At 66.9% G+C, this 26,300-nt stretch carries 29 protein-coding genes; 6 read left to right on the forward strand and 23 right to left on the reverse strand.

What is annotated here, in order from left to right; all coding sequences use genetic code 11:
• The first annotated feature begins 83 nt into the window (after window positions 1-83).
• Both RMCB_RS05560 and RMCB_RS05565 read left to right on the forward strand, forming a co-directional pair.
• Window positions 84-1,469 carry an APC family permease gene (locus RMCB_RS05560; protein ID WP_062827988.1) on the forward strand — a complete coding sequence of 462 codons (1,386 nt, stop codon included), beginning with the start codon at window positions 84-86 and terminating at the stop codon, window positions 1,467-1,469.
• Window positions 1,469-2,611, forward strand: a complete 1,143-nt coding sequence (locus tag RMCB_RS05565) for a serine hydrolase domain-containing protein (RefSeq protein WP_407662110.1) — start codon at window positions 1,469-1,471, stop codon at window positions 2,609-2,611. The genes RMCB_RS05560 and RMCB_RS05565 overlap by 1 nt, the downstream gene beginning before the upstream one ends.
• Window positions 2,612-2,672: 61 nt before the next feature.
• On the opposite strand, the gene RMCB_RS05570 is transcribed toward RMCB_RS05565, so the two are convergent.
• The gene (locus tag RMCB_RS05570) at window positions 2,673-3,866 is read right to left on the reverse strand and encodes a PucR family transcriptional regulator (protein WP_062827990.1); all 1,194 of its coding nucleotides are present in this window, start codon (window positions 3,864-3,866) and stop codon (window positions 2,673-2,675) included.
• A gap of 143 nt (window positions 3,867-4,009) precedes the next feature.
• Between RMCB_RS05570 and RMCB_RS05575 the strand changes: the two genes are divergently transcribed.
• The 4 genes from RMCB_RS05575 to RMCB_RS05590 all read left to right on the forward strand — a co-directional run bounded on the left by RMCB_RS05575 (window position 4,010) and on the right by RMCB_RS05590 (window position 9,078).
• Window positions 4,010-5,515 carry a long-chain-fatty-acid--CoA ligase gene (locus RMCB_RS05575; protein ID WP_062827991.1) on the forward strand — a complete coding sequence of 502 codons (1,506 nt, stop codon included), beginning with the start codon at window positions 4,010-4,012 and terminating at the stop codon, window positions 5,513-5,515.
• 5 nt (window positions 5,516-5,520) lie between these two features.
• Window positions 5,521-7,206: a PHA/PHB synthase family protein gene (locus RMCB_RS05580; protein ID WP_062827992.1), complete on the forward strand. Its 1,686-nt coding sequence runs from the start codon at window positions 5,521-5,523 to the stop codon at window positions 7,204-7,206.
• Between the two features lie 4 nt (window positions 7,207-7,210).
• A complete protein-coding gene (gene phaZ / locus RMCB_RS05585) occupies window positions 7,211-8,017 on the forward strand; it encodes a poly(3-hydroxyalkanoate) depolymerase (protein ID WP_234792007.1) in 807 nt (268 codons plus the stop codon).
• Window positions 8,018-8,151: 134 nt separating this feature from the next.
• A complete protein-coding gene (locus RMCB_RS05590) occupies window positions 8,152-9,078 on the forward strand; it encodes an LLM class flavin-dependent oxidoreductase (RefSeq protein ID WP_062828080.1) in 927 nt (308 codons plus the stop codon).
• Between the two features lie 83 nt (window positions 9,079-9,161).
• Here RMCB_RS05590 and RMCB_RS05595 read toward each other — a convergent pair whose 3' ends face one another.
• The 22 genes from RMCB_RS05595 to RMCB_RS05700 form a co-directional block, all read right to left on the reverse strand.
• On the reverse strand, window positions 9,162-10,832 hold the full coding sequence (locus RMCB_RS05595) for an FAD-binding dehydrogenase (protein WP_062827994.1): 1,671 nt from the start codon (window positions 10,830-10,832) through the stop codon (window positions 9,162-9,164).
• A 130-nt stretch (window positions 10,833-10,962) separates the two neighbouring features.
• Window positions 10,963-11,406 carry a 50S ribosomal protein L15 gene (rplO, locus tag RMCB_RS05600; protein ID WP_062827995.1) on the reverse strand — a complete coding sequence of 148 codons (444 nt, stop codon included), beginning with the start codon at window positions 11,404-11,406 and terminating at the stop codon, window positions 10,963-10,965.
• Entirely contained in the window at window positions 11,403-11,585 is a 183-nt protein-coding gene (rpmD, locus tag RMCB_RS05605; protein WP_029369011.1) for a 50S ribosomal protein L30, read from the reverse strand. Before rpmD ends, rplO begins: the two co-directional genes overlap by 4 nt.
• Window positions 11,586-11,587: 2 nt before the next feature.
• Window positions 11,588-12,256, reverse strand: coding sequence for a 30S ribosomal protein S5 (gene rpsE / locus RMCB_RS05610; protein ID WP_018601820.1), 669 nt, complete (start codon window positions 12,254-12,256; stop codon window positions 11,588-11,590).
• Between the two features lie 25 nt (window positions 12,257-12,281).
• The gene (gene rplR, locus RMCB_RS05615; RefSeq protein ID WP_051243699.1) at window positions 12,282-12,695 is read right to left on the reverse strand and encodes a 50S ribosomal protein L18; all 414 of its coding nucleotides are present in this window, start codon (window positions 12,693-12,695) and stop codon (window positions 12,282-12,284) included.
• 2 nt (window positions 12,696-12,697) lie between these two features.
• A complete protein-coding gene (rplF, locus tag RMCB_RS05620) occupies window positions 12,698-13,237 on the reverse strand; it encodes a 50S ribosomal protein L6 (RefSeq protein ID WP_029369014.1) in 540 nt (179 codons plus the stop codon).
• A gap of 12 nt (window positions 13,238-13,249) precedes the next feature.
• Window positions 13,250-13,648 carry a 30S ribosomal protein S8 gene (rpsH, locus tag RMCB_RS05625; RefSeq protein ID WP_029369016.1) on the reverse strand — a complete coding sequence of 133 codons (399 nt, stop codon included), beginning with the start codon at window positions 13,646-13,648 and terminating at the stop codon, window positions 13,250-13,252.
• A 393-nt stretch (window positions 13,649-14,041) separates the two neighbouring features.
• Window positions 14,042-14,227, reverse strand: a complete 186-nt coding sequence (locus RMCB_RS05635) for a type Z 30S ribosomal protein S14 (protein ID WP_062827996.1) — start codon at window positions 14,225-14,227, stop codon at window positions 14,042-14,044.
• Between the two features lie 4 nt (window positions 14,228-14,231).
• On the reverse strand, window positions 14,232-14,795 hold the full coding sequence (gene rplE, locus RMCB_RS05640) for a 50S ribosomal protein L5 (RefSeq protein WP_062827997.1): 564 nt from the start codon (window positions 14,793-14,795) through the stop codon (window positions 14,232-14,234).
• Window positions 14,796-14,797: 2 nt separating this feature from the next.
• Window positions 14,798-15,115: a 50S ribosomal protein L24 gene (gene rplX, locus RMCB_RS05645; RefSeq protein ID WP_029369081.1), complete on the reverse strand. Its 318-nt coding sequence runs from the start codon at window positions 15,113-15,115 to the stop codon at window positions 14,798-14,800.
• On the reverse strand, window positions 15,116-15,484 hold the full coding sequence (rplN, locus tag RMCB_RS05650; RefSeq protein ID WP_018601827.1) for a 50S ribosomal protein L14: 369 nt from the start codon (window positions 15,482-15,484) through the stop codon (window positions 15,116-15,118).
• A 199-nt stretch (window positions 15,485-15,683) separates the two neighbouring features.
• Complete coding sequence (locus RMCB_RS05655; RefSeq protein ID WP_062827998.1) at window positions 15,684-16,805, reverse strand: YeiH family protein; 1,122 nt, start codon at window positions 16,803-16,805, stop codon at window positions 15,684-15,686.
• A 34-nt stretch (window positions 16,806-16,839) separates the two neighbouring features.
• Window positions 16,840-16,995, reverse strand: coding sequence for a hypothetical protein (locus RMCB_RS35980; protein WP_165606255.1), 156 nt, complete (start codon window positions 16,993-16,995; stop codon window positions 16,840-16,842).
• 96 nt (window positions 16,996-17,091) lie between these two features.
• Window positions 17,092-18,468, reverse strand: a complete 1,377-nt coding sequence (locus tag RMCB_RS05660; RefSeq protein ID WP_062827999.1) for an amidase — start codon at window positions 18,466-18,468, stop codon at window positions 17,092-17,094.
• Complete coding sequence (locus RMCB_RS05665; RefSeq protein ID WP_062828081.1) at window positions 18,465-19,919, reverse strand: hypothetical protein; 1,455 nt, start codon at window positions 19,917-19,919, stop codon at window positions 18,465-18,467. The genes RMCB_RS05660 and RMCB_RS05665 overlap by 4 nt, the downstream gene beginning before the upstream one ends.
• A gap of 153 nt (window positions 19,920-20,072) precedes the next feature.
• Window positions 20,073-20,501, reverse strand: coding sequence for a RidA family protein (locus RMCB_RS05670; RefSeq protein WP_062828000.1), 429 nt, complete (start codon window positions 20,499-20,501; stop codon window positions 20,073-20,075).
• Window positions 20,491-22,089: a gamma-glutamyltransferase family protein gene (locus RMCB_RS05675; protein WP_062828001.1), complete on the reverse strand. Its 1,599-nt coding sequence runs from the start codon at window positions 22,087-22,089 to the stop codon at window positions 20,491-20,493. The genes RMCB_RS05670 and RMCB_RS05675 overlap by 11 nt, the downstream gene beginning before the upstream one ends.
• The gene (locus RMCB_RS05680; RefSeq protein ID WP_062828002.1) at window positions 22,089-22,442 is read right to left on the reverse strand and encodes a Rieske (2Fe-2S) protein; all 354 of its coding nucleotides are present in this window, start codon (window positions 22,440-22,442) and stop codon (window positions 22,089-22,091) included. Before RMCB_RS05680 ends, RMCB_RS05675 begins: the two co-directional genes overlap by 1 nt.
• A 12-nt stretch (window positions 22,443-22,454) precedes the next feature.
• The gene (locus RMCB_RS05685; protein ID WP_234792009.1) at window positions 22,455-23,918 is read right to left on the reverse strand and encodes an aldehyde dehydrogenase family protein; all 1,464 of its coding nucleotides are present in this window, start codon (window positions 23,916-23,918) and stop codon (window positions 22,455-22,457) included.
• The gene (locus tag RMCB_RS05690) at window positions 23,915-25,141 is read right to left on the reverse strand and encodes an NAD(P)/FAD-dependent oxidoreductase (protein ID WP_062828003.1); all 1,227 of its coding nucleotides are present in this window, start codon (window positions 25,139-25,141) and stop codon (window positions 23,915-23,917) included. Before RMCB_RS05690 ends, RMCB_RS05685 begins: the two co-directional genes overlap by 4 nt.
• The gene (locus RMCB_RS05695; protein ID WP_062828004.1) at window positions 25,138-25,515 is read right to left on the reverse strand and encodes a Rieske (2Fe-2S) protein; all 378 of its coding nucleotides are present in this window, start codon (window positions 25,513-25,515) and stop codon (window positions 25,138-25,140) included. The genes RMCB_RS05690 and RMCB_RS05695 overlap by 4 nt, the downstream gene beginning before the upstream one ends.
• Window positions 25,516-25,550: 35 nt before the next feature.
• Entirely contained in the window at window positions 25,551-26,270 is a 720-nt protein-coding gene (locus RMCB_RS05700; protein WP_062828005.1) for an iron-containing redox enzyme family protein, read from the reverse strand.
• Window positions 26,271-26,300: the final 30 nt, after the last annotated feature.

The following is a 26,300-nucleotide window of genomic DNA, read 5'->3' on the forward strand; positions in this document are numbered from 1 at the left end:
TCAATTTGCCTCTTGTGGCGCGGCCCACACTCCGTCTAGATTATTGAATCTCATTCAATTAATCGTGTTCGAGGAGCCCGCCCATGACCGTTGCGACGGAAGCGCACCTGGCGCGTCGGCTGACCCTGCCCTCGGTGGTCGCCTTCGGCGTCTCTTACATGGCGCCCAGCCTCGTGATGGTGATCTTCGGAATCATCGCCGTCGCCAGCTCAGGCACAGCGCCGACCGCATTCGCGCTGGCCACCGCCGCCATGCTGGTCACGGCTCTGAGTTACGCCAAGCTGGCAGGCATCTACCCGGTCTCCGGCTCCGCGTACTTCTACGCTCGGCACAACCTTGGCTCCCGGGTCGGCTTTCTGGTCGGCTGGAGCGTGCTGCTGGACTACCTGTTCTTGCCGATGGTCGCCTGGCTGACGCAGTCGATCCTGCTCAATGCCCAGTTCCCGGCCATCCCCATCTGGGTCTGGATGCTCATCAACGCCGGATTCACCACGCTCGTCAACATCGTCGGCATCGTGGTGGCCGACCGCGTCAACAAGATTCTGACCGGTGTCGCCGTCTTCCTCGTACTGCTGTTCTTTGCGTACTGCGTCAAAACCCTTGCAGGCAGCCCGCCGGTCTCCTACACCGCACCGCTGTGGAACTCCGCCAGCACCATCGCCGGCGTATCCGCCGCAGCGGCCATCGCCGCCTACTCATTCCTCGGATTCGACGCGGTCACCACGCTCGCCGAGGAAACCAAGGAGCCCAAACGCACCATCCCCCGTGCGGTCATCCTGGTCGTGGGCATCGGCGGACTGCTGTTCATCGTCGGCGCCTACGTCATGCAGCTCGTGCACCCGGGGGATCTCTTCGAGGACGCGCAGGCCGCGTCGTACACCATGTCCGTCGACGTCGGCGGCCAGTTCTTCGCCGACTGGACCAATCTGGCGGGCATCATCGCCGGGTCCGCTTCGTGCCTGGCGGTACAGCTGAGCACCAGCCGGCTGCTCTATATCATGGGCCGCGACGGTGTGCTTTCCAAGCGCGTGTTCGGATATGTCAACCCCCGCACGCTGACCCCGATCTACTGCGTGTTGATCAGCGGCGCAATGTGTTTCGTCGGGCTCAACCTCTCGCTGGAGACCGCCACCGGCTTCATCAACTTCGGCGCCTTCACGGCCTTCACGGCGGTCAACGTGTGCGTGATCGCCTACTACCTGCGCCACCGCCGCACCCGCCGGCTGAGCACTCTCGGCTATGTCGTGCTGCCCGCGGTAGGCGCCATGGTCAGCATCTATCTGCTCACCCAGCTCAGCGGAACCTCACTGGCCATCGGATTGGGCTGGCTCGCAATCGGTGTGGGTTACCTGCTGTGGCTCACGCGTGGATTCCGGCGGCCCACCCCGGAATTGAGTATCGACTACGAGCAGTCCCTCGTCGGGGCCGCCGAGGATGTCGAACCCGCCACAAGAGAGCAACTCACATGATGAATCACGCTGTGACACTGGATAACTGGCAGACCGGTCCGGTCAACCGCCACACATCGGGGCGGATGCGCGAAATCGTGCCCACCGCTCGAGTGGCCGCAGGCCGCACCCCGTTGCCGCTGGCCGAGGACGACTGGCGACTCGACCTGGACATGCCGCTCGCCGACGGCACGATCGCCTCGGTTCTGGACGATACGTTCACCGACGGGTTCCTGGTTCTGCACGACAGCGCGATCCGCGCGGAATGCTACCCCGGCGATCTCGAACCCGGCCGGCCGCACATGCTGTACTCGGTCAGCAAGTCGATCATCGGCTCGGTGGCGGCGGTCCTCATCGACAGCGGAGCGCTGGATCCGAATCACCCTGTCACCCACTATGTTCCGGAGCTGTGCGAGTCGGGATACGCCGGGGCCACCGTACGGCACATCCTCGACATGCGCTCGGGCATCAAATTCCGCGAAGAATACCTCGATCCCGACGCGGAGGTCCGCCATCTCGACCAGGCCCTCGGCTGGGTCCCGCGAACCAGCCCGGACGTACCGGCGACGCTGTACGAGTACTTGCCTCATCTTCGCCAACAACGGCCGCACGGTGGGGTTTTCGAGTACCGATCGTGCGAGACCGACGTGCTGGGCTGGGTGTGCGAGCGGGCAGCCGGTGAACGCATGCCCGAACTGCTGTCGCGCACCCTGTGGTCGCGATTCGCCGGTGACGACATGGACGCCGGGGTCGACCGCGCCGGCAGTGTCTTCCACGACGGTGGCTTGGCGGCGTCGCTACGCGACACGGCCCGGTTCGGTGAACTGCTGCGCCGGGGCGGCGATCACATCGTGCCGCGAGCCTGGATCGATGACGCACTGACCGGCGCCGCGGACTCGCGTGACGCATTCGCCAACTCCCCCACCAACACTGGGCTGCCCGGCGGGATGTACCGCAACCAATTCTGGGTGCCATATCCAGACCGGCGCGTTCTGATGTGCCTCGGCATTCACGGTCAGCTCATCTACGTCGACTTCGATCGCGCGGTGGTGGTCGCCAAGCTGTCGTCCTGGCCGACACCGCTGGACCCCGCGCTCGACGTCGCGACCCTCACCCTGGCCGATACAGCAGCAGATGCAGTCTCCTGCGCGAAAAGACACTGAAGTCCGCCAATATCGGCGTGTCGGGGTACCTGCGCGTCTGCTCGCGAGAAGAAGTGACTCCTCAGGGCAAGCGCCGGTACACCTCGAAGGCCAGACACAACTCGGCGATGTCGCGGGGCCGCGACAGCGACCGGCCGGTGCGCTCCTCGATGCGATGCAGACGATGGCGCACGGTGTTTGGGTGCACGTAGATCTTGGCGGCCGTCTCGTTCGCGGAGCCGCCGGAGTCGAGCCATGCCTGAAAGGTTTCGACGAGTATCTGTCGTTCCTCGGCGGGCAGGTCGTCGAACCCGCCGAGGATGTCGTGCCCGATGCGTTGCATGACCTCGGGCGCGGCGACCGCCGCGACCGCCAACGGGGATCCGTCGAACACCTGCACCAGCTGATCGTCGGTGGGCCTGCCCGCGATGGCCAGCCGGGCGAACCGCAGCGCCTCGCCGGTGTCCGTGAGATCGTCGAACGGCGGGCTCACGCCCACCCGGTCCGACGCCGCCGAGCGCAGGATCTCCAATAGCTCGTCCAGGCTGGCCGAGCGCCGCAGGTGCACGATGCCGACCTGCAGATCGGGCAGCAGCCGCCACGCCGACCGGATGTCGCGGGTGTCGAGCTTGTTCGCGATCTCCGGCAGCCCCGTGCGTCCGATGCCCGGAACCTGCGCTGCGACAACGACATACGGACCCGACGTGGGCAGGCGCAGTATGTCGGCGGCGTCCCACAGGTTCTGGGTGTCGGTGATGCGTCCCTGCAGGATCGCCTCGACCAGAGCCGAGCGTTCCTCCTCCTTGAGGAGCATCTGCTGAGTCAGCTGCTGGCGATAGGCACCCGTCATCGCCTGCGTGAAGGAATCCTGCGCGAGCATGATCTGCGATGTGGTGGCCAGGATGGCCTCCGGGCTGATGTCGAGATCGCGCGCCTGGGCCAGGCTCGCCTCCCACATGAACCGGAAGCCGACGCGGTACGCCGACATCACCGTCGCCAGCGGGACCCCGGCAAGTGCGCGCCGCACGCCCGTGTCCTCGGCGGCCGATACGTCGGCCAGTTCGGGTCCGCTGTCGGCGGTCAGCGCGTCGAACACGTAGACCATCTGGGCCAGGCAGCTGCGGTGCAGCTCGGCGTCGTCGACCAGGCTGCGGTTGGACGCGTAGAACGCGACGTCGCGCCGGATGACTTCGCACATCGCTGCGGCCAGAGCGTCGGCACGCGCCAACACCGCGTTGGCGAGCCGCACAATGCTCGGATCAGGCGCCGCTGACATGTGCACACGATAGGCCCGCAGGGCCCGCGGTGTGAGCGCTCACAGCTGACTGCCCGCCACGTTGTTCCCACCACCATGTTCATCCGGTAGCTCGGGCCGCACAGTTGATGTATCGAACACATCGTCGGCACCCGGAGGAGACCGTGACCAACCTCAGCACCAATCTCGTTGCAGCAGCGCAGAACTACCCCGATCGAACGGCCCTTCGCTGCGACGGTACGGCCCTGAGCTTCGCCGAGTTCAACACCGCGGCGGCCCGCGTCGCCACGTTCCTGGACCGCGCGGGCATCGCCCCCGGCGACCGGGTCGGCATTATGCTGCCGAACAGTGCGGCATTCGCCGTCGCGTACTACGGCATCATGCGCCTGGGGGCCATCGCCGTCCCGATGAACCCACTGCTGAAGGCGCGCGAGGTCGAGTTCTACCTCGCCAACACCGGCGCGAAAGCTCTGTTCGGCGCCCCCGCCTTCGCCGCGGCCGCCACCGACGGCGCCACGGCCGCGGGTGCGCAGGCCTGGCTGGTCGACGATGCCACGCTGCCCACCCTGATCGCGGACCTGCCCGAACAGCCCGCACCCGTCGAGCGGGCCGACACCGACACCGCGGTGGTGCTGCACACCTCCGGCACCACCGGCAAACCCAAAGGCGCCGAGCTGACCCACGGTGGCCTGCGCCGCAACGCCGAGGTCACCTTGCGCACGCTGATCGGAGTCGGCCCGGACGACGTGATCATGGGCTGCCTGCCGCTGTTCCATGTGTTCGGCCTGACGTGTGGCCTCAACGCCGCGGTGGCCGTCGGCGCGACGCTTGTGCTGATCCCCCGCTTCGAGCCGCGCACCGTGCTGCAGGCGATCGAACGCGAGCGGGTGACGGTCTTCGAGGGCGTGCCGACCATGTACTCCGCGCTGCTCGCCGTGGCACCCGAATTCCCCAGTGCGGCAAAGACTTTGCGGATCTGCGCGTCCGGCGGCGCGGCCCTGCCCGTGCCGGTGCTCACCGAGTTCGAGCAGACGTTCGGCACCACGATCCTGGAGGGCTACGGGCTCTCCGAGACCTCACCGGTGGCCTGCTTCAACCACCCCGACCGCGAGCGCAAGGCCGGCTCGATCGGCACACCGATCGAAGGGGTCGAGATGCGCGTCGTCGACGACAGCGGCACCGAGGTCGCCCCCGGGGAGCCCGGCGAGATCCAGATCCGCGGCCACAACGTCATGAAGGGCTACTGGAACCTGCCCGAGGCCACCGCGGCGGCGATCTCGCCGGACGGCTGGTTCGGCACCGGTGACATCGGCAAGGTCGACGACGACGGCTACTTCTACATAGTCGACCGCAAGAAGCAGATGATCATCCGTGGCGGCCTGAACATCTACCCGCGCGAGATCGAAGAGGTGCTCTACGAGCACCCGGCTGTGGCAGAGGCCTGCGTCGTCGGCATCCCGCACGACTCACTCGGCGAGGAGGTCGGCGCGGCGGTCGCGCTCAAAGACGGCGCCCAGACCGCACCCGAGGAGCTGCGCGACTTCGTCAAAGAACGCGTCGCCGCGTACAAGTACCCGCGCCGCGTCTGGCTGGTCGACGCCCTGCCCAAAGGACCGACCGGCAAGATCCTGCGCCGCGAAATCGCCATCCCCACCACTGAAAGCAACTGATTGCCATGACCGACAACCGTTTCGACGAACTCGCCGCACCCCTGGATCTGCTGCTGGTCAATTCGACGCGCAGCTTCGCCGGGCGCATGATGCCCAACCAGTCCTGGGCCAGGCTCGGGGGCAGCCTGGCCCGTCAGCCCCGCACCGTCGCCGACCAGATCGGCGACCTCGGCCGGGAACTCTCCACGATCGCGACCGGCCACTCCGACCGCGCTCCCGCCCGCTCGGACAAGCGGTTCACCGACCCCGCCTGGCAGGGCAATCCGTTGATGCGTCGCACCATGCAGGCATATCTGGCGTCGGCCGACACCGCCGAGGCGCTGTTCGCCGCCGCCGATCTGGACTGGCGAGACCGCGACAGGATGCGATTCGTCCTCGACAACATCCTCGAAGGCCTCTCGCCCAGCAACAGCCCGATCCTGAGCCCACTGGGCTGGAAGGCGCTCATCGACACCGGTGGCCTGTCCGCGGTGCGCGGCCTGAAGGCCTTCGCCCGCGACATGGCCTCCAAGCCCAGGGTGCCCGCCATGGTGGAACCCGACGCGTACACCGTCGGTGAGACGGTCGCGATCACCAAGGGCGCGGTGGTGCTCAAGACGCGCATGTTCGAGCTGATCCACTACGCACCGCAGACCCCTACCGTCCGGCAGATTCCGCTGCTGATGGTGCCACCGGTGATCAACAAGTACTACATCATGGACATCGCGCCGGGCCGCAGCATGATCGAGTACTTCGTGCAGCACGGCCAGCAGGTGTTCGCCATCTCATGGCGTAATCCTCAGGCCCGGCACCAGGATTGGGGATTCGACGCCTACGGTGGCGCGATCGTCGAGGCGCTCGACGCGGTCCGGGAGATTGCGGGCACTGACAGTGCACACCTGCTGGCGACCTGCTCGGGCGGAATTCTGGCGGCGATGGTGGCCGCACATCTGGCTGAGATCGGCGAAGCCGACAAGATCGCCGGGCTGACCCTGGCCGTCACGGTGCTGGACCAGAACCGCGCAGGTTTCGCCTCTGCGGCGATGAGCGAACGCTCCGCGCACGCCGCGATCCGGTCGTCGGCGCGCGCGGGTTACCTCGACGGGCGGGCCATGGCCGAGATGTTCGCCTGGCTACGGCCGACCGACCTGGTGTGGCGGTACTGGGTGAACAACTATGTGCAGGGCCGCGAACCGGCACCCTTCGACGTGCTGTTCTGGAATGCCGACACCACCAGGATGACGGCCGCCCTGCACCGCGAGATGGTGTTGATGGGCCTGCACAATTCGCTCACCACACCGGGCGCGGTGAGCATGCTCGACACCCCCGTCGACCTCGGCAAGGTCACCACCGACGCCTACGTGATCGGCGGTGTGGCCGACCACATCTGCCCGTGGCAGGCCACCTACCGCAGTGCTCAGCTGCTGGGCAGCAAGGACAACACCTACGTGCTGTCCACCAGCGGTCACATTGCCGCGCTGGTCAATCCGCCGGGTAACCCCAAGGCGTCGTATCGCGCGGGTGCTGTCGACGACGCGACCGCCGACGAATGGCTCACCGAGAACGAACCCCAGAAAGATTCGTGGTGGCCGCACTACATCGCATGGCTCAGCGAGCGCAGCGGGCCGGAAGTCGATGCGCCCCAAGCTCTCGGCGGCCCCGACTACCAGCCGCTAGCCCCTGCACCGGGAACCTACGTCCATGAGAGCTGAGGCCATGACCGAGACGTACATCGCCGCTGGCGGGCAACGCATCCGGGTGGACGTCCGCCCCGGCACCGGTGTCCCACTGGTGTTGTGCAACGGGATCGGGGCAAGCCTGGAGGTACTCGACCCGTTTGTCGCGGCGCTCGATCCCGACCTGACGGTGGTGCGCTTCGACGTTCCCGGCACGGGGGGTTCCCCGGTCTCGGCGCTGCCGTACGGCTTTCCCTATCTCGCCTGGGTGCTGGGCCGGGTGCTGACCAAGCTCGGTTTCGACGTCGTCGACATTCTCGGTCTGTCCTGGGGCGGAGCGCTGGCCCAGCAATTCGCGTTCCAGAACCCGCGCCGCTGCCGCAGGCTGGTGCTGGTCGCGACGGGCACGGGTGCGCTGATGGTGCCGGCCCACCCCCGGGTGCTGGCGAAGATGTTGACGCCGCGACGCTTTCGGGATCCGGACTACGCCTCGTCCATCGCCGGTGACCTGTACGGCGGGCACGCCCGCAATCACGAATTCGACATCGCCAAGATCTTCGGCACCCAGCTGCACGCCGGGTCGAAGATGGGCTACCTGCACCAGTTGCTGGCAGGCGCCGTCTGGACTAGCCTGTTCGCCCTGCCCGCGATCCGCCAACCCACGCTGCTGGTGGCAGGCACCGATGACCCCATCATCCCGATTGCCAACGCGCACATCATGAGTCGGCTCATGCCGCACGCGCAGGTGCTGGCCCATCCTGGCGGTCACATCGACCTGGTGGCCAATGCCGACGAGCTGGCCCCGGCCATCAGCAACTTCGTGGAGGAGCCAGGGGATCGCGCGTAAGGCCGTATCGCGATCCGACGAAAATGTCGCAGCACCCGCCGAAACACGACATCGTCGTCGAATTGGCGGCGACGACCACGCCGGTTCACGCATCCGCCCGGTGGCGGGGCCGCATCGTCCGTACCGTGGTGTGGGTGAGATTCTCGATTTCCATACCGCAGCTGGTCACCGGCCGTTTCGATGATGCTGGTCTGAAGGCCTACCTGGCCCGCACCGAGGAGTTGGGCTTCGAAGGCGGCTGGGCGATGGAGCAGACGGTGGGCGAGTCACCGGGGATCGCCCCGCTGGAGCTGCTGTCGTATGCCGCGGCGTGCACCACCCGGCTGCGGTTGGGGGTGGCGGTGCTCATCACCTCGATGCACGATCCACTGCAGTTGGCGTCGGCCATCACGGCCGTCGACCAGCTCAGCCACGGGCGCCTCGACGTCGGGGTCGGGCACGGCGGCAATTTCCGGCCGTTCGCCGCGTTCGGGGTGGACCGCGCCACGTTCGTCAGCTACTTCAACGAGGGCTTGGAGCTGATGAAGGCGGCCTGGTCCGACGAGCCGCGCATCACGTTTCACGGCAAGTTCCGCGAGGTCGAGGACCTGCCGATCCAGCCGAAGCCCGTGCAGCGCCCGCATCCGCCGATCTGGTTCGGCGGCACGGCGCCCAATGCGCTGGCCCGTGCGGTGCGCTACGGGGACTCGTTCCTCGGAGCGGGATCGTCGACCACCGCCACATTCGCCAACGCGGTGCAGACGGTGCGCCGCGAACTCGACGAGCAGGGCAAGGACCCGGCCGGCTACACCATCGGCAAGCGGGTGTACCTGATGATCGACGACGATCCTGCTCGCGCCCGCCGGCGGGTCGTCGACGGACTGCACCGGATCTACGGTCAGATGCCCGGCATCGAGGACGTTCCGGTATCGGGCACACCTGCCGACGTGGTGCGCGGCCTACAGGAGGTGGCCGACGCCGGAGCTCAGATGGTGGTGCTCAACCCCGTCGGGGCCAACGTCGCGGAGGACCGCGAACAGATGGAACGCCTTGCCGCCGAGGTCATTCCGCAACTCACCTAGACCGCCGAGCAGACGTGAAGGTCCCCGACACGCCGCTGTTCGAGTACTTTCACGTCTCCTCGCGGGAAATCAGAGCGGGGCAATCAGAGCGCGTCGGCCGACGCCCGCCCCGCGGCCCGCCCGGAGAAGATGCATCCACCCAGGAACGTGCCTTCGAGCGCGTTGTAACCATGCACGCCGCCACCGCCGAACCCGGCGACCTCGCCTGCGGCATAGAGCCCGGCGATGGCCTGGCCGTCGATCCGGAACGCGCGCGACGACAGATCAGTCTGAATGCCGCCCAACGTTTTTCGGGTCAGGATGTGCAGTTTGACCCCGATCAGCGGGCCCGCGGCCGGATCGAGGATGCGGTGCGGCGCGGCGACCCGGGCCAACCGGTCACCGAGGTAGCGCCGCGCGTTGCGGATGCCCTGCACCTGAGCATCTTTCGTGAACGGGTTGGCGAATTGCAGGTCACGCGACTCGATCTGCGCTCGTACTGCCTTCGCGTCCAGCAGCGGCTGGTCGGTGAGCGCGTTCATCTTGGCCACGAGCGATTCGAGATCGTCGGCAACGACGAAGTCGGCACCGTGGCGTTTGAACGCCTCGACCGGGCCCGGCGCCGAGCGGCTCAGCAACCGCTCACGCAACATCGCGGATCGGTTCTTACCGGTGATGTCGGGGTTCTGCTCCGACCCCGATAGCGCGAACTCCTTCTCGATGATCTTCTGGGTGAGGATGAACCAGGAATGGTCGTGGCCCGCGATGTCGGGATCGGTGCGCAGGTAGCGCAGGGTGCCCAGGGTGTCATAGCCGGGCAGATACGGCGCGGGCAGCCGCCGGCCGATGGCGTCGAACCACATCGATGACGGGCCGGGCAGGATCCGGATGGCGTGGTCAGGCCAGATCGGGTTCCAGTTCTGGATGCCTTCTGTGTAGTGCCACATGCGGTCGCGGTTGACCAGGCGCACACCGGCGTCGGCAGCGATGTCGAGCATGCGTCCATCCACGTAGGCGGGCACGCCGGTGATCATCGACCGCGGCGGCGTGCCCATGCGGGACGGCCAATAGCGCCGCACCATGTCATGGTTCGCGCCGATCCCGCCCGAGGCGACGACGACGGCCTGCGCGCTCAGTTCGAAATCGCCGACGACATCGCGATTGGACGGCGCACCACGCGGCGCGTCGTCGGGGGCCAGCACCGCGCCGCGGACGCCGGTGACGGCACCATCGGTGAACACCAGCTCGTCGACACGATGCCGGTGGTGGAACGTCACCAGCCCCTCACCCGCCGCGGCGAGAGCCGAATTCACAAACGGCTCAACGATTCCCGTTCCCGTACCCCACGCGACGTGAAACCTGGGCACGGAGTTGCCGTGACCGTCGGCGCGTAAATCGCCGCGCTCGGCCCAGCCCACGGTCGGCACGAAGGTGATGCCGTGCTCGGAGAGGTACGCGCGTTTGTCCCCTGCGGCGAACTCCACGTAGGCGCGGGCCCACTTGGCGGCCCAGGCGTCTTCATCGTCGACGCGGTCGAACGCGGCGCTGCCCTGCCAGTCGTTCCACGCGAGCTCGAGCGAATCCTTGATTCCCAGGCGGCGTTGCTCGGGGCTGCCGACGAGGAAGATCCCGCCGAACGACCAGAAGGCCTGGCCGCCGAGGTTGGCGGCGTTCTCCTGGTCGACCACGACGACTTTCTTTCCGCGCCGAGTCAGTTCACGGGTCGCGACCAGCCCTGCCAATCCCCCGCCCACCACGATCACATCGGCATCCACGGCTCCACCTCCGGTCCGATTCAATCACCGCCCTGCCGAACAGACACGAAAGTCCCCGACACGCCGGGCGTGCGGGGACTTCCGTGTCTGCTCGCGCAGAGAAAATTACAGCTCGACGGCGAGCCGTCAATTACAGCTCGGTGGCCGAACCGCCTGCAGCGGTGATGGCCTCACGGGCACTGCCGCTGAACTTGTTGGCGGTGACGTCGACCTTGACGGCCAGCTTGCCGTCGCCGAGAACCTTGACCAGGCTGTTCTTGCGAACCAGGCCCTTGGCCACCAGCTCGTCGACACCGACGGTGCCGCCCTGCGGGAAGGCCTTGTTGATGTCGCCGACGTTGACGACCTCGTACTCGGTCCGGAAGCGGTTCCGGAAGCCCTTGAGCTTCGGCAACCGCATGTGGATCGGCATCTGGCCACCCTCGAACGTCACCGGGACGTTCTTGCGGGCCTTGGTGCCCTTCGTACCGCGACCGGCGGTCTTACCCTTGGAGCCCTCACCACGACCAACGCGGGTCTTGGCGGTCTTCTCCCCGGGCGCCGGCTTCAGGTCGTGAAGCTTGATTACGCTCATTTGACTTCCTCCACCTCGACGAGGTGATGCACAACATTGATCAGACCGCGGGTCTGGGCGTTGTCCTCACGAACCACCGACTGACGGATCTTCTTCAGTCCCAGGGTCCGCAGGCTTTCGCGCTGCTTCCAGCGTGCGCCGATGACCCCGCGCACCTGGGTGATCTTGAGCTCTGCCATGGTTATGCCGATCCCTCACGCGCGGCTGCAGCAGCCAGCGCTTCGCTCTCGCGTCGGGCCCGCAGCATGCCGGCCGGCGCAACATCCTCGATGGGCAGACCGCGACGGGCCGCCACCTCTTCCGGACGCTGCAGCAGCTTCAGCGCGGCAACGGTGGCGTGAACCACGTTGATCGCGTTGTCGCTACCCAGCGACTTGGCCAGGATGTCGTGCACCCCAGCGCATTCCAGCACGGCGCGGGCGGCGCCACCGGCGATCACACCGGTACCGGGGCTGGCCGGACGCAGCATCACCACACCGGCAGCGGCTTCGCCCTGCACGGGGTGGGTGATGGTGCCGCCGATCAGCGGAACCCGGAAGAAGCCCTTGCGCGCTTCCTCGACACCCTTGGCGATGGCGGCCGGAACTTCCTTGGCCTTGCCGTAGCCCACACCGACCATGCCGTGACCGTCGCCGACGATCACCAGGGCGGTGAAGCTGAACCGGCGGCCACCCTTGACCACCTTGGACACGCGGTTGATCGTGACCACGCGCTCGATGTAGTTGCTCTTCTCACCACGGTCGTCGCCGCGGCCGCGGCCACCACGGTCATCGCGGCGGCCCCGGCCGTCGCGGTCACCACGACCGCCACGGTTGTCCTGCGCCGAAGCGGCGCCAGCCTGCTCGGCCATTATGCAGTCCTCTCGTTAACAGTCATCAGAATTTCAGCCCACCTTCGCGCGCGGCGTCGGCAAGCGCGGCGATCCGGCCGCCGTAGGTGTAGCCACCACGGTCGAACACGACAGCCTCGATACCGGCGGCCTTGGCGCGCTCGGCGATCAGCTGACCGACGCGCACGCTGTGTGCCTTCTTGTCGCCCTCCACCGCGCGGACGTCGGGCTCGATGGACGAGGCCGCCGCCAGGGTGACGCCTTCCAGATCGTCGACGAGCTGGACGTGGATGTGGCGGGCCGACCGGTTGACCACCAGACGGGGGGTCTCGGCGGTGCCTGCGACCTTCTTGCGCAGCCGGGCGTGGCGACGCAGACGAGAGTTGCGACGGGTCTCAGAGATGTTCTGGCCCACCGGCTTACGCTTGGCGTTTTCTGCGGTAACAGTTTTGGGAGCCATGGTTACTTACCTGTCTTTCCGACCTTGCGGCGGATCTGCTCACCCTCGTAGCGAATGCCCTTGCCCTTGTACGGGTCCGGGCGACGCAGGCGACGGATGACCGCGGAGATCTGGCCGACCTTCTGCTTGTCGATACCCGACACCGAGAACTTCGTGGGCGTCTCCACCGCGAAGGTGATGCCCTCGGGTGCCTCGATCAGAACCGGGTGGCTGTAACCCAGGGCGAACTCCAGGTTCGAGCCCTTGGCCACCACGCGGTAACCGACGCCGAAGATCTCCATCTTGCGGGTGTAGCCCTCGGTCACACCGGTGACCAGGTTGGCGATCAGGGTGCGCGACAGCCCGTGCAGCGAGCGGTTGCGACGCTCGTCGTCGGGACGGGCAACCACGATCGCGCCGTCATCGTTGCGCGACACGGCAATCGGCTCGGCGACATCGAGCGCCAGGGTGCCCTTGGGCCCCTTCACCGAAACGTTCTGACCGTCGATGGTCACGTCAACTCCGGCGGGAACCGGAACCGGCTGCTTTCCAATACGCGACATTTCTGCTTCCCCCTACCAGACGTAAGCGAGGACTTCGCCGCCCACGCCCTGTCGAGATGCCTGGCGGTCGGTGAGCAGGCCCGAGGACGTGGAGATGATCGCCACACCCAGGCCGCCGAGAACGCGCGGCAGATTGGTGGATTTTGCGTAAACCCGCAGACCGGGCTTGCTCACGCGACGCAGGCCGGCGATGCTGCGCTCACGGCTGGGGCCGTACTTGAGCTGCACCACCAGGGACTTGCCGACGCGGGCGTCCTCAGTGCGGTAATCGGAGATGTAGCCCTCTTTCTTGAGGATCTCGGCGATGTTCGCCTTGATCTTCGAGTGGGGCAGGGTCACCTCGTCGTGGTACGCCGAGTTGGCGTTGCGCAGACGTGTCAGAAAGTCTGCGATCGGATCCGTCATTGTCATGACAGCGTCAATCAACCTCTCCCGCTGCGGTTCCCATACAGCGCGCTCGCACCGGTTCCCGTAAAGGGCCTGGCACATCGCACGGTGGGCCTACTGCGAAGTGTTCATCCGTATCTGACCGGGTTCGGTCAGGGGTCGTACGTCAGCAGTGACACTTGTGGGCGGCACATACCGACTCGCCTGGTCAAAGAGCAACAGGCAACCGGTCAAGTGTAGACAACCGGCAGCTCAGAGCCAAATCCAGCCAACTTCGGCGGCCGAGCGTGAACAAGATGGCGACTTTGGCCGAAAATCTCGCGATCTTCTTCACGCTCGCTGATTGGGCCCTGAACACCAACAGCACCCCGCGGGTCCCGGATGGCCGGGTCGCGGGATGCTGCCGTCAGTGCGTTGTTACCAGCTGGACTTCTGCACGCCGGGCAGCTCGCCGGCGTGTGCCATTTCGCGCACGCAGATGCGGCACAGCCCGAACTTGCGGTAAACGGCGTGCGGACGGCCGCACTTGCTGCAGCGGGTGTACGCGCGGACCGCGAACTTGGGCTTCTTGTTGGCCTTGTGGACCAGAGCCTTCTTTGCCATGTGCTCAGTTCTCCTTGAAGGGGAAGCCCAGCGCCCGCAGCAGCGCGCGGCCTTCGTCGTCGTTGGTCGCCGAGGTGACGACGGTGATGTCCATGCCGCGGGGCCGGTCGATGGAATCCACGTCGATCTCGTGGAACATCGACTGCTCGTTCAGACCGAACGTGTAGTTGCCGGTGCCGTCGAACTGCTTGGCCGACAGACCGCGGAAGTCGCGGATACGGGGCAGCGCGATGGAGATGAGCCGGTCCAGGAACTCCCACATCCGGTCGCCGCGCAGCGTGACGCGGGCGCCGATGGGCATGCCCTCGCGGAGCTTGAACTGGGCGATGGACTTGCGGGCCTTGCGGATCTCGGGCTTCTGACCGGTGATCAGCGCGAGGTCGTTGACCGCACCGTTGATCAGCTTGGCGTCGCGGGCGGCGTCACCGACACCCATGTTGACGACGACCTTGACCACGCCGGGGATCTGCATGACGTTGCCGTACTCGAACTGCTGCTGCAGCGACTCGCGGATTTCGTCGCGGTAGCGCTGCTTGAGCCGGGGAAGGGTCTTCTCTGCGGTGGTCATAGTCAGATGTCCTTGCCGTTGCGCTTGGAGACGCGAACCTTCTTGCCGCTCTCCTCATCGACGCGGTAGCCGATGCGGGTCGGGTTGCCGTCGGAGTCGACCACCATCACGTTGGACACGTGGATCGGCGCCTCCTGAGTGACGATGCCGCCCGACGAGGCCCCACGCTCGTTCTGCGACTGCGCGGTGTGCTTCTTGATCCGGTTGACGCCCTCGACGAGGACCTTGTTGCGCTCCGGGTAGGCGACCAGGACCTTGCCCTTGGCGCCCTTGTCCTTACCGGAGACCACCAGAACGGTGTCGCCCTTGTGGACCTTCATTTACAAAACCTCCGGGGCCAGCGAGACGATCTTCATGAACTTCTTCTCGCGCAGTTCGCGACCGACCGGCCCGAAGATGCGGGTGCCGCGGGGGTCGTTGTCGTTCTTGATGATGACTGCGGCGTTCTCGTCGAACTTGATGTAGCTGCCGTCGGCGCGACGACGTTCCTTGACGGTGCGCACGACGACGGCCTTGACGACGTCACCGCGCTTGACGTTGCCGCCGGGGATGGCGTCCTTGACGGTCGCCACGATGATGTCGCCGATGCCGGCATAGCGTCGTGACGAGCCACCGAGCACGCGGATGCACAAGATCTCCTTGGCACCCGTGTTGTCGGCGACCTTCAACCGCGATTCCTGCTGAATCACTCGATCTCCTGACCTGGGTTTTTATGCACGCCAGATTCCGACCTGGACGTGCGCGGTCTTTGTTGGCTATGGATACGCCAGACTGATCTCAGAACAGCAATCAGCCAGGGTCTACCCAAGACAACCCCTACATAGTAGGTGAGCTCGGGCAGTGCACCAAATCGCTGCAGGTCCGGCCCACAGTCGCTACGGGCTCAAGCTACCCGCCGCCGACGCCCCAGTGCAGCACACGCGACGTCAGCAGCACCAGGGCGAGCGATACCACCGCGACCACCACGAGCCCGATCACGGCGACGACGAGCGGGCGCCATCCGGTGCGCGCGATCTGGCGGATGTCGGTGGACAGCCCCACACCGGCGAAGGTCAACAGGAACGCCCACTTGGAGATGTTGCCGACGTTGGTCAGCTGCCCCTTGCTGAGCAGGCCCGCCGTCGCGACCGCCGACACCGCGAGGAAGCCGAGGACGAATTTGGGGAACTTCTCCCACACGAAGGCGGCCTTGGCCCGCACGCCAGGAGCCAATTCGTCGGCCTCTCCCTTGGATGCCCAGTACAGCGCGAAGCCGAGCACCACGAAACCGATGAGCGCGTTGCGTACGGACTTGACGAGCACCGCGATCTTGCCGGCCTCATCGGAGAACAGGTAGCCGGTGGCGGTGGTCTCGGCGGTGTTGTCGACCGCGAGGCCCGCCCAAAGGCCGAACTCGTGATCGGTGAGGCCGATCGCATGCCCCAAAGGCGGCAGCGTGAACAACGCCACGGCGCCGAGCGCGAGGATCGCCGCAATGGCGTAGCTGACGTCGGAGTTGCGGGCCCGGATGGCGCCCTTCGACGCGATGATGGCCGACACCCCGCAGATCGAGGTACCGATGGCCAGCAGGGAACCGAGCTTGCCGGACAGCCCGAACAGGCGCGCGGCGAGGATGATGATGGTGCCCGCCACGGTCATGTCCACCAGGATCTGCACCAGGCTCGTGGCGCCGAGCTTGAGCACGTCGCCGAGCACGAACCTGGATCCGAGTGCCACGATCCCGACCTTCAGCCAGAACTGGTACGTCAGTACGCCCGGGCGGAAAATCTTATGCAGCCCAACGGTATTGGTGATCACGAGGCCGATCAGGATGGCCCACAGGACATACTCGATGTCCGGCACCCGCCAGTGCTGATGCTTGGCCAGGGCCAGCCAGCCCACCTCGGCGTACTTGCCTGCCACCCCCACCGCGACAAGCAGCAGCAGGCCGGGCAGGTAATCCAGGGGACGCTTGCTGGTGAAATCCGCCGCCGACTCGTCGGCGACGTCACGATCGGCAACAGTGCTCATCGTTGTTCTCCCATCGCCTCGCTCGCCCGCTGCCTCACCAAGGGATCTTCGGCAGCGCCCCGACAACCGCGAGCGCGGTCACCGCGAGGCCGAGAATCGTTGCCCACCAGTCGGACCCGACGCGCGCCAGCCGACTGGTCGGCGCCTGTTCTGCTACCGCAGCGTTGTCTGCGGGCGTGCCCTCTGCCACCGTGCGCTCCTCCGTGTCGGACCGTCGACACCCGCCGACGCCGGCTCATCGTGGCGCGCGCGTGCGTAGAGGCCTACATATCGGATCGTGGTGAATCTAGGCAGCGTGTGGTGCCGCGAGCGCTTCGGCCGCAGCGGCGGCGGCGAGCACCAACGCATCGGCATGGCGCCGTCCGACGATCTGTAGTCCGACCGGAACCCCGTCGACCGTGCCTGCGGGTACTGAGATGGCCGGCTGTCCGGTCAGATTGAACGGAAACGTGACGGCGAGGGATCCCCAGTGGTCGACGGGCCGCCCGGCGATCTCGGACGGCATCGGCCCTTCGGCGGCGAACGCAGGCACCTGGGTGGCCGGTGTCAGCAGCAGGTCGAACCGTTCGAAAGCCTCGGCGAGGCCGGCCACCAGTCGGGCCCGAGCCTCGTGTGCGTCCGCCAGCGCATCGGCGTCGACGCTCGTCGCGGCGTCCAGATAACCGCGCAACGTGGCATGCAGTTCTCGTCCTCGTGGAGCCGCCCGAAGCTGGGCGTACACATCGGGCGCCGAGAGCGTCCGGTAGGCCGCACCGCAACGCTCGTCGACGCGTACGTCGGCGGGCACGGCGACGGCACCGAGCGCGGCGACGAGCTTGTCCGCCGCGACCGCCACGACATCGGCCACCCGTGGATCGCAGGGCGCATTGCCGAGGTCTGCGGTGAAGGCCATACGCACACCGCGCAGATCGGTGCTGAGGCATTCTTCGAACCGGGTGGGCGCGGGCAACGAAGCCCTGTCGAACGGGTCGACGCCGCACACGCAGTCGAGGAACCGCGCGGTGTCGCGGACTGTGCGGGTCAGGGCGCCGTAGTGGTCGTTGTCGGCCGCTCCGCGGTGCCGTGGACCCCGCGGGACCACGCCGTAGGTGGTCTTGAAGCCCACCAGACCGCAGTAGGACGCCGGGATGCGCAGCGAACCCGCACCGTCTGTGCCGGTCGCGATCGGCACCAGTCCGGCGGCGACCGCGGCCGCTGATCCGCCGCTGGAACCGCCCGGCGTCAGTGCGGGGTTCCACGGATTACGGGTCACCCCGTGCAATTCCGATGCGGTGTAGGACGCACGCCCGAATTCCGGTGAGGCGGTGAGACCGATCGGAATGGCCCCGGCCGCAACCGCGCGGGTCACGAGCGTGCAGGTGTGGTCGGCGACGCGATCGGCGTAGAGCGTGCTGCCCATCGCCAACGGCCAGCCTTCCACCGGATGAAGTTCCTTGACACCCAACGGAACTCCGGCGAGCGGGCCGGGATCCTCGCCGCGGGCCACCATCTGGTCCACCGCGTGCGCCCGCGCGAGCGCGTATTCGGCGTCCACGTGGACGAACGCCCCGAGCGCGCGGTCGCGTTCCTCGATCCGGCGCAACGCTTCCCGGGTCACGTCGGCGGCGGCCAGGTCACCCGATCGGACGAGTTCCGCGGTTTCGACGGCATCGCGGCCGGTCACAGCAGCACCACCGTCGCGAACGCGGTTGCCACCACGAGTCCGGTGACCACCGGGAGGAACAATCGCCGGGCCAACTCGACCACCGAGACGCCCGTGAGCCCGGCGACCACGATCAGCGATGACCAGATCACCAGCGTGCCGCCGCCGGTCCAGCTCGCGCCGTTCTGGGCGATCGCGGCGAGCGTCGCGACATCGGTCGTGCCGTCCCCCAGGGTGCTTGCCAGCGAGCCGGTGAAAGGCAGCCCAGGCCAACCGTTTCCGTCCAGGCCGATCAGCATGCCGACAAGCAGCATCGCGAACGACGCGAACACGGCAACGTGGGGAATGTGTGGTTGCACAGCCGCAACGGCGTCGAACAGAAACGCCGGACCGTGGGTATCCTCGGGCAGGCCCAGGATGCCCGCCGAATAGTCTGCGAGTCCGATGTAGACGAAACCGGCGACGGGGATCACCATGCCCATCGTGCGGAACGAGAACGCGATGCCCTCGGTGAAATGCGTGCCGACGTCGTCGAGCCAGTCTTTCCGTTTGGCCAGCAACGAGATTGCCACCAGGGTGAGTGCCGCGGTGCCGCCGACGAGCGGCGCTCCGAGCCCTTCGTCGATATCGGGCACGATCGTGGTGAACCGGCCCAGCAGCATGAACACGAGCAGCGCGGCGAACAACGCAGGCACCGCGATGGCGACCACCAGCGCTTTCGAGGTCGGTTTCGTCGAGATCGCCACCGGCGTGGTGAGCGTGGAGGTGGCCGTGCGGGCCACGCCGCCGGAACCATCGGCGTCGGAGATCGGCAGACTGACCGCTGCGGCCTGTTCCGGGTCGATCATCTTGCGCCGCACGTCGCGCAGGTAGGCCACTGCCAACGCCACGGCACCGGCGATCAACGCGATGATCGTCGCGCGGTCCGCGATCAATCTGGCCGGCACGTCGGCACCTTGGGCGGACAGGGCCGGTGCCACACCCATGATGTAGTCCGAGCTGAGCGCCATCCCCTGCCCGGCAATGGCGATGGCCAGTGCCGCGCCGAGCGGAGGCAACCCGGCTCGCACCGCGGCAGGCAGCAGGATGGCCGCGATGAGCGGCAGGACCGGGGTGGGCCAGAACGCCAGCGACAACAGGAAGGTCACCACCGCCAGCACCAGATAGGAGATGTGCCCGTTGCGGAAGAGCCCGCTCAACGGCCGGATCATGATGGTGTCGGCGCCGAGCGCACGCATCGCCCCGAGCATCGCGGTGACCAGTGCGATGATGATGAAAATTGGCAGCAGCTCACGTGTTCCGGCGATCGACGCGTTGAACACCGCCCCCAGCCCCATCGTGAAGCTGCCCTGGTAGACGAAGCCGGTGAGGAACGTGGCGATCAGCGCCGGCGCGATGACGTTCTTCTTGGCCACCACGGTGCCGATCAATACGACCAGGCCGAGCAGGTAGACCCAGTGAGCTGCGGACAACGGCTTCACCTTCCAATCGGTTGATCGGGCTGTCTGCGGCTCACGTAAGGCTCTGGTGGTCAGCAGATCTCGTGATTCTGGTGCACCGGGCGCTGCCGGACAACGCGAATTGCGCACATTCGCCTGCGAATTCCGATGTGCACCATGCCCATGTCACGAAACCGCTGCGATCACATCGATTTCGACGGGCGCACCGGATGGCAGGGACTGGACACCGATCGCGGCGCGCGCCGGCAGCGCGGCCTCGCCGTAGGCTGCCCTGATCACCGCCGAGGCCCCGTCGGCCACGGCAGACAAGTCGTGAAACGTTGGTGCACAGGCGATGTACACCGTCATCCGCAGACACCGTACGTTCGACGCGCCCGGTGCCGCGCAGCGCACCGCGGTCAGCGCATTGGTTGCCGCGATACCCGCAGCGACGTATGCCTGCTCAGCCGACACCGACTCGCCGACCACCCCGGACATCACCAGCACGCCGTCCCGGCGCGGTGTCATGCCCGCGGTGTACACGATGCCGCCGTGCTCGACGGCGAGCTGATAGTCGCCTTGCTGAGGCGGGGCGGCCGCTGGGTCAGTCGACACCGATCGCCACCCCCTCCTGACGGGGATCCGCCGCACCACTGAGCACGCCGCGGTCGTCACGACAGATCACCTGAGCGCTGCCGCCCCCACCCCACGCCGGCTGCACGACGATCCGGTGACCCGCGAAATGCAGCCGATCACGAACATCCTTCGGAACCCGCGATTCCACGCGCAATTCGTCGGGCGCCCCGACCACGTCGGCGTCCGAGCCCGGGAACACCGTGAACCGGGGCGCGGCCACCGCGTCGGCCGGGTCGAGCCCGTGATCGAACAGGTGCGAGATGAGCTGCATGTTCCACTGCACCTGACCGTCGCCACCGGGGATGCTGCCGAGCGCCAGCAGCTGCCCCGCGTCGTCGGTGGCGATCCACGCGTTGAGCGTGTGGAGCGGTTTGCGGCGCGGTGCCACCTCGTTGGGGTGGTTCGGGATCAGGTAGGCCCCACGGCCGAGGCGGTTGTTGAGCACCACGCCCGTGCCGGGCACGGTGAGTGTCGCGCCGAAGGTGAATCCGAGCGAGTGGATGAACGTGACCGCGCGCCCCTCGTCGTCGACGGCGACCGTGCACGTGGTGTCGCCATCGTGGACGGCATAGGCGAGCCGCTCTTCGGTCGCCGCAGCCAACGCCCGGCGCTGTTGTTCAATCCTGTTGGGGTGGAGAATATCTCGTGCGCCCGGCCCGGTGCTCCCGCACAGCGCGTAACGATCCTGGAAGGCCAGCCGCGCGGCGCGCGCCATGCGGTCGATGCCCGCGGCGCCCAGCCAGGGCTCGAACCCGACGACACCGTCGCACAGCGCCGCCTGGTGCAGCACCATCCAGCCGGGTGTCGGTAACGGGGTCTGGTGGATCGTCGCTCCGGCGTAGCTGCCCGTGATCGCAGGTTCAGAATCGACTACCGCACCGGCGGCCCATTCGTCACCGCTGAACGGCGCGCCCAGCGCGCGCAGCGTCGACACCGCACGCTCGGCGATTTCGCCGGTGTAGAAGTCATCCGGATCGTGCACGAGCCGACGGATCGTGCGCGCAAGATCCGGCTGGCCGAGCCGATCCCCGAGCCGGACAGGTTCCCCGGTTGAGACGTAAGTGGACGTCAAACCGGAGTCGGTGCGGATCGCTTGGAGCGTTTCCCGCACATCCGCGGCGGTCTTGGCCGAGCACGGCAGACCGGTCTCGGCGAGACGCGCCGCGGGTTCCCACAACTCGGCGAGCGACCGGGTCGCGCCGCGCGTGTGCAGCGCGGTCAGCGCGGCAGGCGCGCCCGGCACCGCGACGGCCAGCGGCCCGTGCAGCGGGATGGCCGACAGGCCCTGGTCGCGGTAGAACTGCCCGGTGCCGCCGTCGGGGCCGAATCCGGAGCCATTGACGGTCCACACCCGCCCATCAGGTTCGCGCACCACCGCGAACGCGTCCCCGCCGACACCGCATTGCCCAGGCAGGACGAGCCAGGTGGTCGCCGCCATCGCGAGCGTGGCGTCGATGGCGTTGCCACCCGCCGCAAGCACCCGAGCACCGGCGAAGCTCGCCGCGGGGTGGCTCGAGCTGACCATCCCACCGACCGACAGCGCCGATGGTCGTGCCGCGTGCTCCATCAGGCGCCCATGCGCCTGCGGCGCGGACCGGCCGGCATATCACCGGGTTGGACACCGACGAAGATCTCCCCGTCACGTTCCTCGACCGGATAGGTCTTGATGGCGACGGTGGCGGGTGGGCAGATCGGCTCACCGGTCTCGAGATCGAAAGCGCTGCCGTGGCAGGAGCATCCGATACCGTCGTCGACGAGTTTGCCCGAGGACAGCAGGCAATCCAGGTGGGTGCAGTAGTTCGACGTGGCATAGGCTTTGCCGTTCAGGCGCGCCACCGCGAACTCGTGATCACCGGCGAAGAACCGCCGCACCATGCCCTCGGGCACCTGCCCTGACCGGGCTACTCGCATGAATTCCATTGCAACTCCTGATCAGACAGCAGGGGTGAGGTAGACGGTCTTCTCGAGCGTGTAGAACTCCATCAGCGTGGAACCCGCTTGCTCCTTGTACGTCTGGGTGCTCGATGCCTTGTAGCCGCCGAACGGTGCGTTCATCGCCATCCCGGTGGTGGGCTGGTTGATCTTGACCAGGCCGGTCTTCGATCGATGCGCGAAATGGCTTGCGACAGCAAGGTCCGACGTCACGATCGACGCGCTCAGGCCGTATTCGGTCGCATTGGCCAGCTCGATCGCCTCGTCGATACAGCCAGCCCGCTGGAAGGCGATCAACGGACCGAACACCTCCTCGCTGACGATGCGCATGGTGGGCAGCGCATCGGAGAAGACGGCCGGACGGACGAAATGTCCGCGATCGCCCACGGTCGTGCCACCACATCGCAGGGTCGCTCCCTCGGCGACGCCGGTCTGGACGTAGAACAGGAACTTGTCGAGCTGAGCCGCACTGGCCAAGGGCCCCATGGAGACTCCCGGCTCGTCGCCCGGGCCGACCCGCAATGCCTGAGCTTTGGCCACGACCCGTTCGAGCAGTGCATCGTGGACCTCGTCGACCGCCACGACGCGACTGGTGCCCGTACAGGCCTGACCGCTGAGCCCGAACGCTCCTTTGACGATGAGCGCAGCGGCGGCATCGAGATCGGCGTCCTGCGCCACGACGACGGGATTCTTGCCGCCCATCTCCAACTGCACCCGCCGCTCGGGGCCGACCTGCCGGTGTATCGACCGGCCCACGCCCGTCGAGCCCGTGAACGTCACGGCCGCGACCCTCGGCTCCGCAGCGACAGCTGCACCTGCCCCACCGTCGCCCTGCACGAGCGCGATCGCACCGGGCGGCAGCCCGCCGTCGAGCAGCGCCTCGACCAGACGCTGGCCCATCAGCGGTGTGATCTCGGATGGCTTGAACAGCACCGGGTTTCCGGCTGCCAGTGCGGGACCGATCTTGCGGGACGGGATGTTCAGCGGAAAGTTCCATGGGGTGATCGCCGCGACGATGCCGACCGGCTCACGCACGGTGTAGACGAGGCCCTCCCCCGCCGCCGGGTATGTCGTGCCGGCGGCACGGGTGGCCTCACCGGCGTAGAACCGCAGGTTGGCCGGTGTCCGGCTGACCTCCGTGGTGGCCTCGGCAAGCGTCTTGCCCTCTTCCCGGACCAGTTCGGTGATCAACAGGTCGGCACGCGATTCCAATTGTGCTGCAGCAGCTTCGAGAATTGCCGCACGCCGCTCGGGCGCGGTGGCAGCCCACTGTGCGGCGGACTTCTCCAAGGCGTCGACCGCGGCGCGGACATCGGCGGCGTCGGATGCCGGGAAGGTACCGATCACGTCGTCGGGATCTGCCGGGTTGCACCGCTGGAATGTGCCGCCCGACGCCGCAGGCACCCATTGGCCGTCAATGAAATTGGCGCCCACTATTGCTCGCTTGCTCTTCGCAGAACTCACGACGCCACCTCCTCGCTGTCCACCAGTTCCCACAGATCCGTGTCCTCGTCTTCGAGCACGGCGCGCTCGATGCTGCGGCCGAGCAATTCCCGGCCCACCATGACGTCTTCGCCCCGGTCCACGGTGAACACGCCGCGCAGAATGTCGCCGTCAAGATAGAACGCGGTGAAGTCGAAGGCGTCGACATCGCCGCGCAGAACCAGATCGGTGGTTGCCGCACCGAGCATTTGGAGGTTGTGGTCGAACTGGTCGGACCAGAACCACGGGGCGTCGTCGTTGACGGCATCGCGGCCGAGCATCGCGTTGGCGACCGCCGCGCCCTGCCGGTTGGCATTGTCGAAATGCTCGTGGCGGACGTGCCGTCCGGCGCGCGCCGAAAAGCGGCTCGCGACGTCACCCGCGGCATAGACGTTCGGAATCGAGGTGCGGCCTTGCGCGTCCACCACGATGCCCCGCTCGACCTCGAGGCCGGATGCGGCGGCCACGGCGGTGTTGGGCGTGATGCCGATACCGATCACGACGGCATCTGCGTGCACCGAAGTGCCGTCCGCGCAGGTGATGACGACGCCGTCGGTGGTGGTGTACACGCCGTCGACACCGATGCCCGTCTGGACAGCGACGCCGCGGTCGCGGTGCACGCGGGCGATCTCGGATCCCACGCGTGCCCCCACCACACCGCTCAGCGGCACGTCGGAGGCTTCCAGCACCGTGACTTGCACACCGAGAGTGGCTGCAGTGGAGGCAATTTCGAGTCCGATGAGGCCGGCACCGATGATCACGAGGCGGCGTCCCGGAGTCAGCGTGCGTTGCAACCGTTGAGCGTCGTCGATCGTGCGGAGATAGTGCACCAGATCGGGGCGGGGCCCGGGCACCGTAAGCCGACGGGGTTGCCCTCCGGTGGCGAAGAGGACCGCGTCCGCGGGAAGCGCCGGCCGGCCGGCAACCTCGATGCTGCCCGAGGGCGCGTCCACGCGGAGCACTGCGGTGTCCGTGATGATCTCGACGTCGTTGTCGGCACACCACTGCGGCGGCAGGATCGCCAGCGCGTCCAATGTATCTGCGCCGGAAAGGAATTCCTTCGATAGCGGCGGACGCTGGTACGGCGCATGCCTTTCGTCGCCGACCAGTACGATACGGCCGTCGAAACCGCGGCGGCGCAGCGTGCGGGCTGCCACCGCAGCGGTCTGGCCCGCCCCGACGGTGACGAATGTCCGGCCGGTCATGCCTGTGCTTCCTCTCGCAGGGGCCCGGCAACTGCCGCGCTCGTTTCCCGGTTGACGTCGACACTGACGTCGACATTCACGTAGACGGTGCCGTCTTCCACCCGGACCGGATAGGTGGGCTGGCAGCGATCCTGGGACTCCTCGTATCCGGTTTCCAGGTCGAATTGCCATTGGTGGCCTGGGCAGATCACCTTGCCGTGCAGCAGCGTGCCCTTGGCCAGTGAGCGGTCCTGATGAATACAGCTGTCGGCGAAGGCGTACACCCGCCCCGCCGCCTCGAACACTGCGATGGCCACACCGTCGATGTCGACCCGTAGCTTGCGGCGACGGGCGAGCTCATTGATGGTCGTCACCGCGATCCACTGCGTGGTCATCGCACAACCTTTCTGCCGAGGCGGCGGGACAAGGATCAGACCGATGCCGGTTCCAGGTCGGGCGCCACGTAGTAGTCGTAGAGCCCCTTGGTGTACGAGAACCGCATCTCGGCGCCCCACCGCACGAGTTGCAGGCAGCGCTGCTGCAGTTGCGGGGTGTCGGCGTGGTCGAGCACGATCTGGTAACCGCGTTCACCGTGCACGACGTCGGATGTGATGTGCAGGTCGAAGAATTCGATCTCGTCTTCGCTGAATCCGTACACCTCACGCAGGGGCACGATCTGCTTGGTGTAGATGCTGGGCACCTGTGATTCCAGCCCGACCACCAGCGCCGCGGTGGCCACCACGAAATGCTCGCGCTGCGACACCGCGTAGCACCACGCCTGCAGACCTCGCGTGATCGGGTTCATGTTGGACGGATCCTCGATGCGCTCACGCGTGGTGCCGCACGCCTCACCGAACTTGATCAGCAGATCGGTGTGGCGGATATCGGCCAGTTCCTCCTCGTACATGTTCTGGAGCGTGAAATCCTTTGCCCCGGTGAACTCGTCGGGAGTGTTGGAATAGATGTTGGCCAGATAGTCGGCGAACGGACCGACGTAGTGGTAGTGGTTCTCGGCCCACCGGGCGAAGTGGTCCTTGCTGAGCTTGCCGTCGGCCCATGCCTTGGAGAACGACGCGTTCTTGGCTTCCCGGCCTTTGATCGCGTTCTCGAGTTCGGCGCGAAACTCGTCGCGCCCGAGCAGCTGGGTCATCGATGATTCCTTTCGTGAAATGACTTGGTT

The sequence above is a fragment of the Mycolicibacterium brisbanense genome (assembly GCF_001570425.1).
Lineage (GTDB): Bacteria > Actinomycetota > Actinomycetes > Mycobacteriales > Mycobacteriaceae > Mycobacterium > Mycobacterium brisbanense.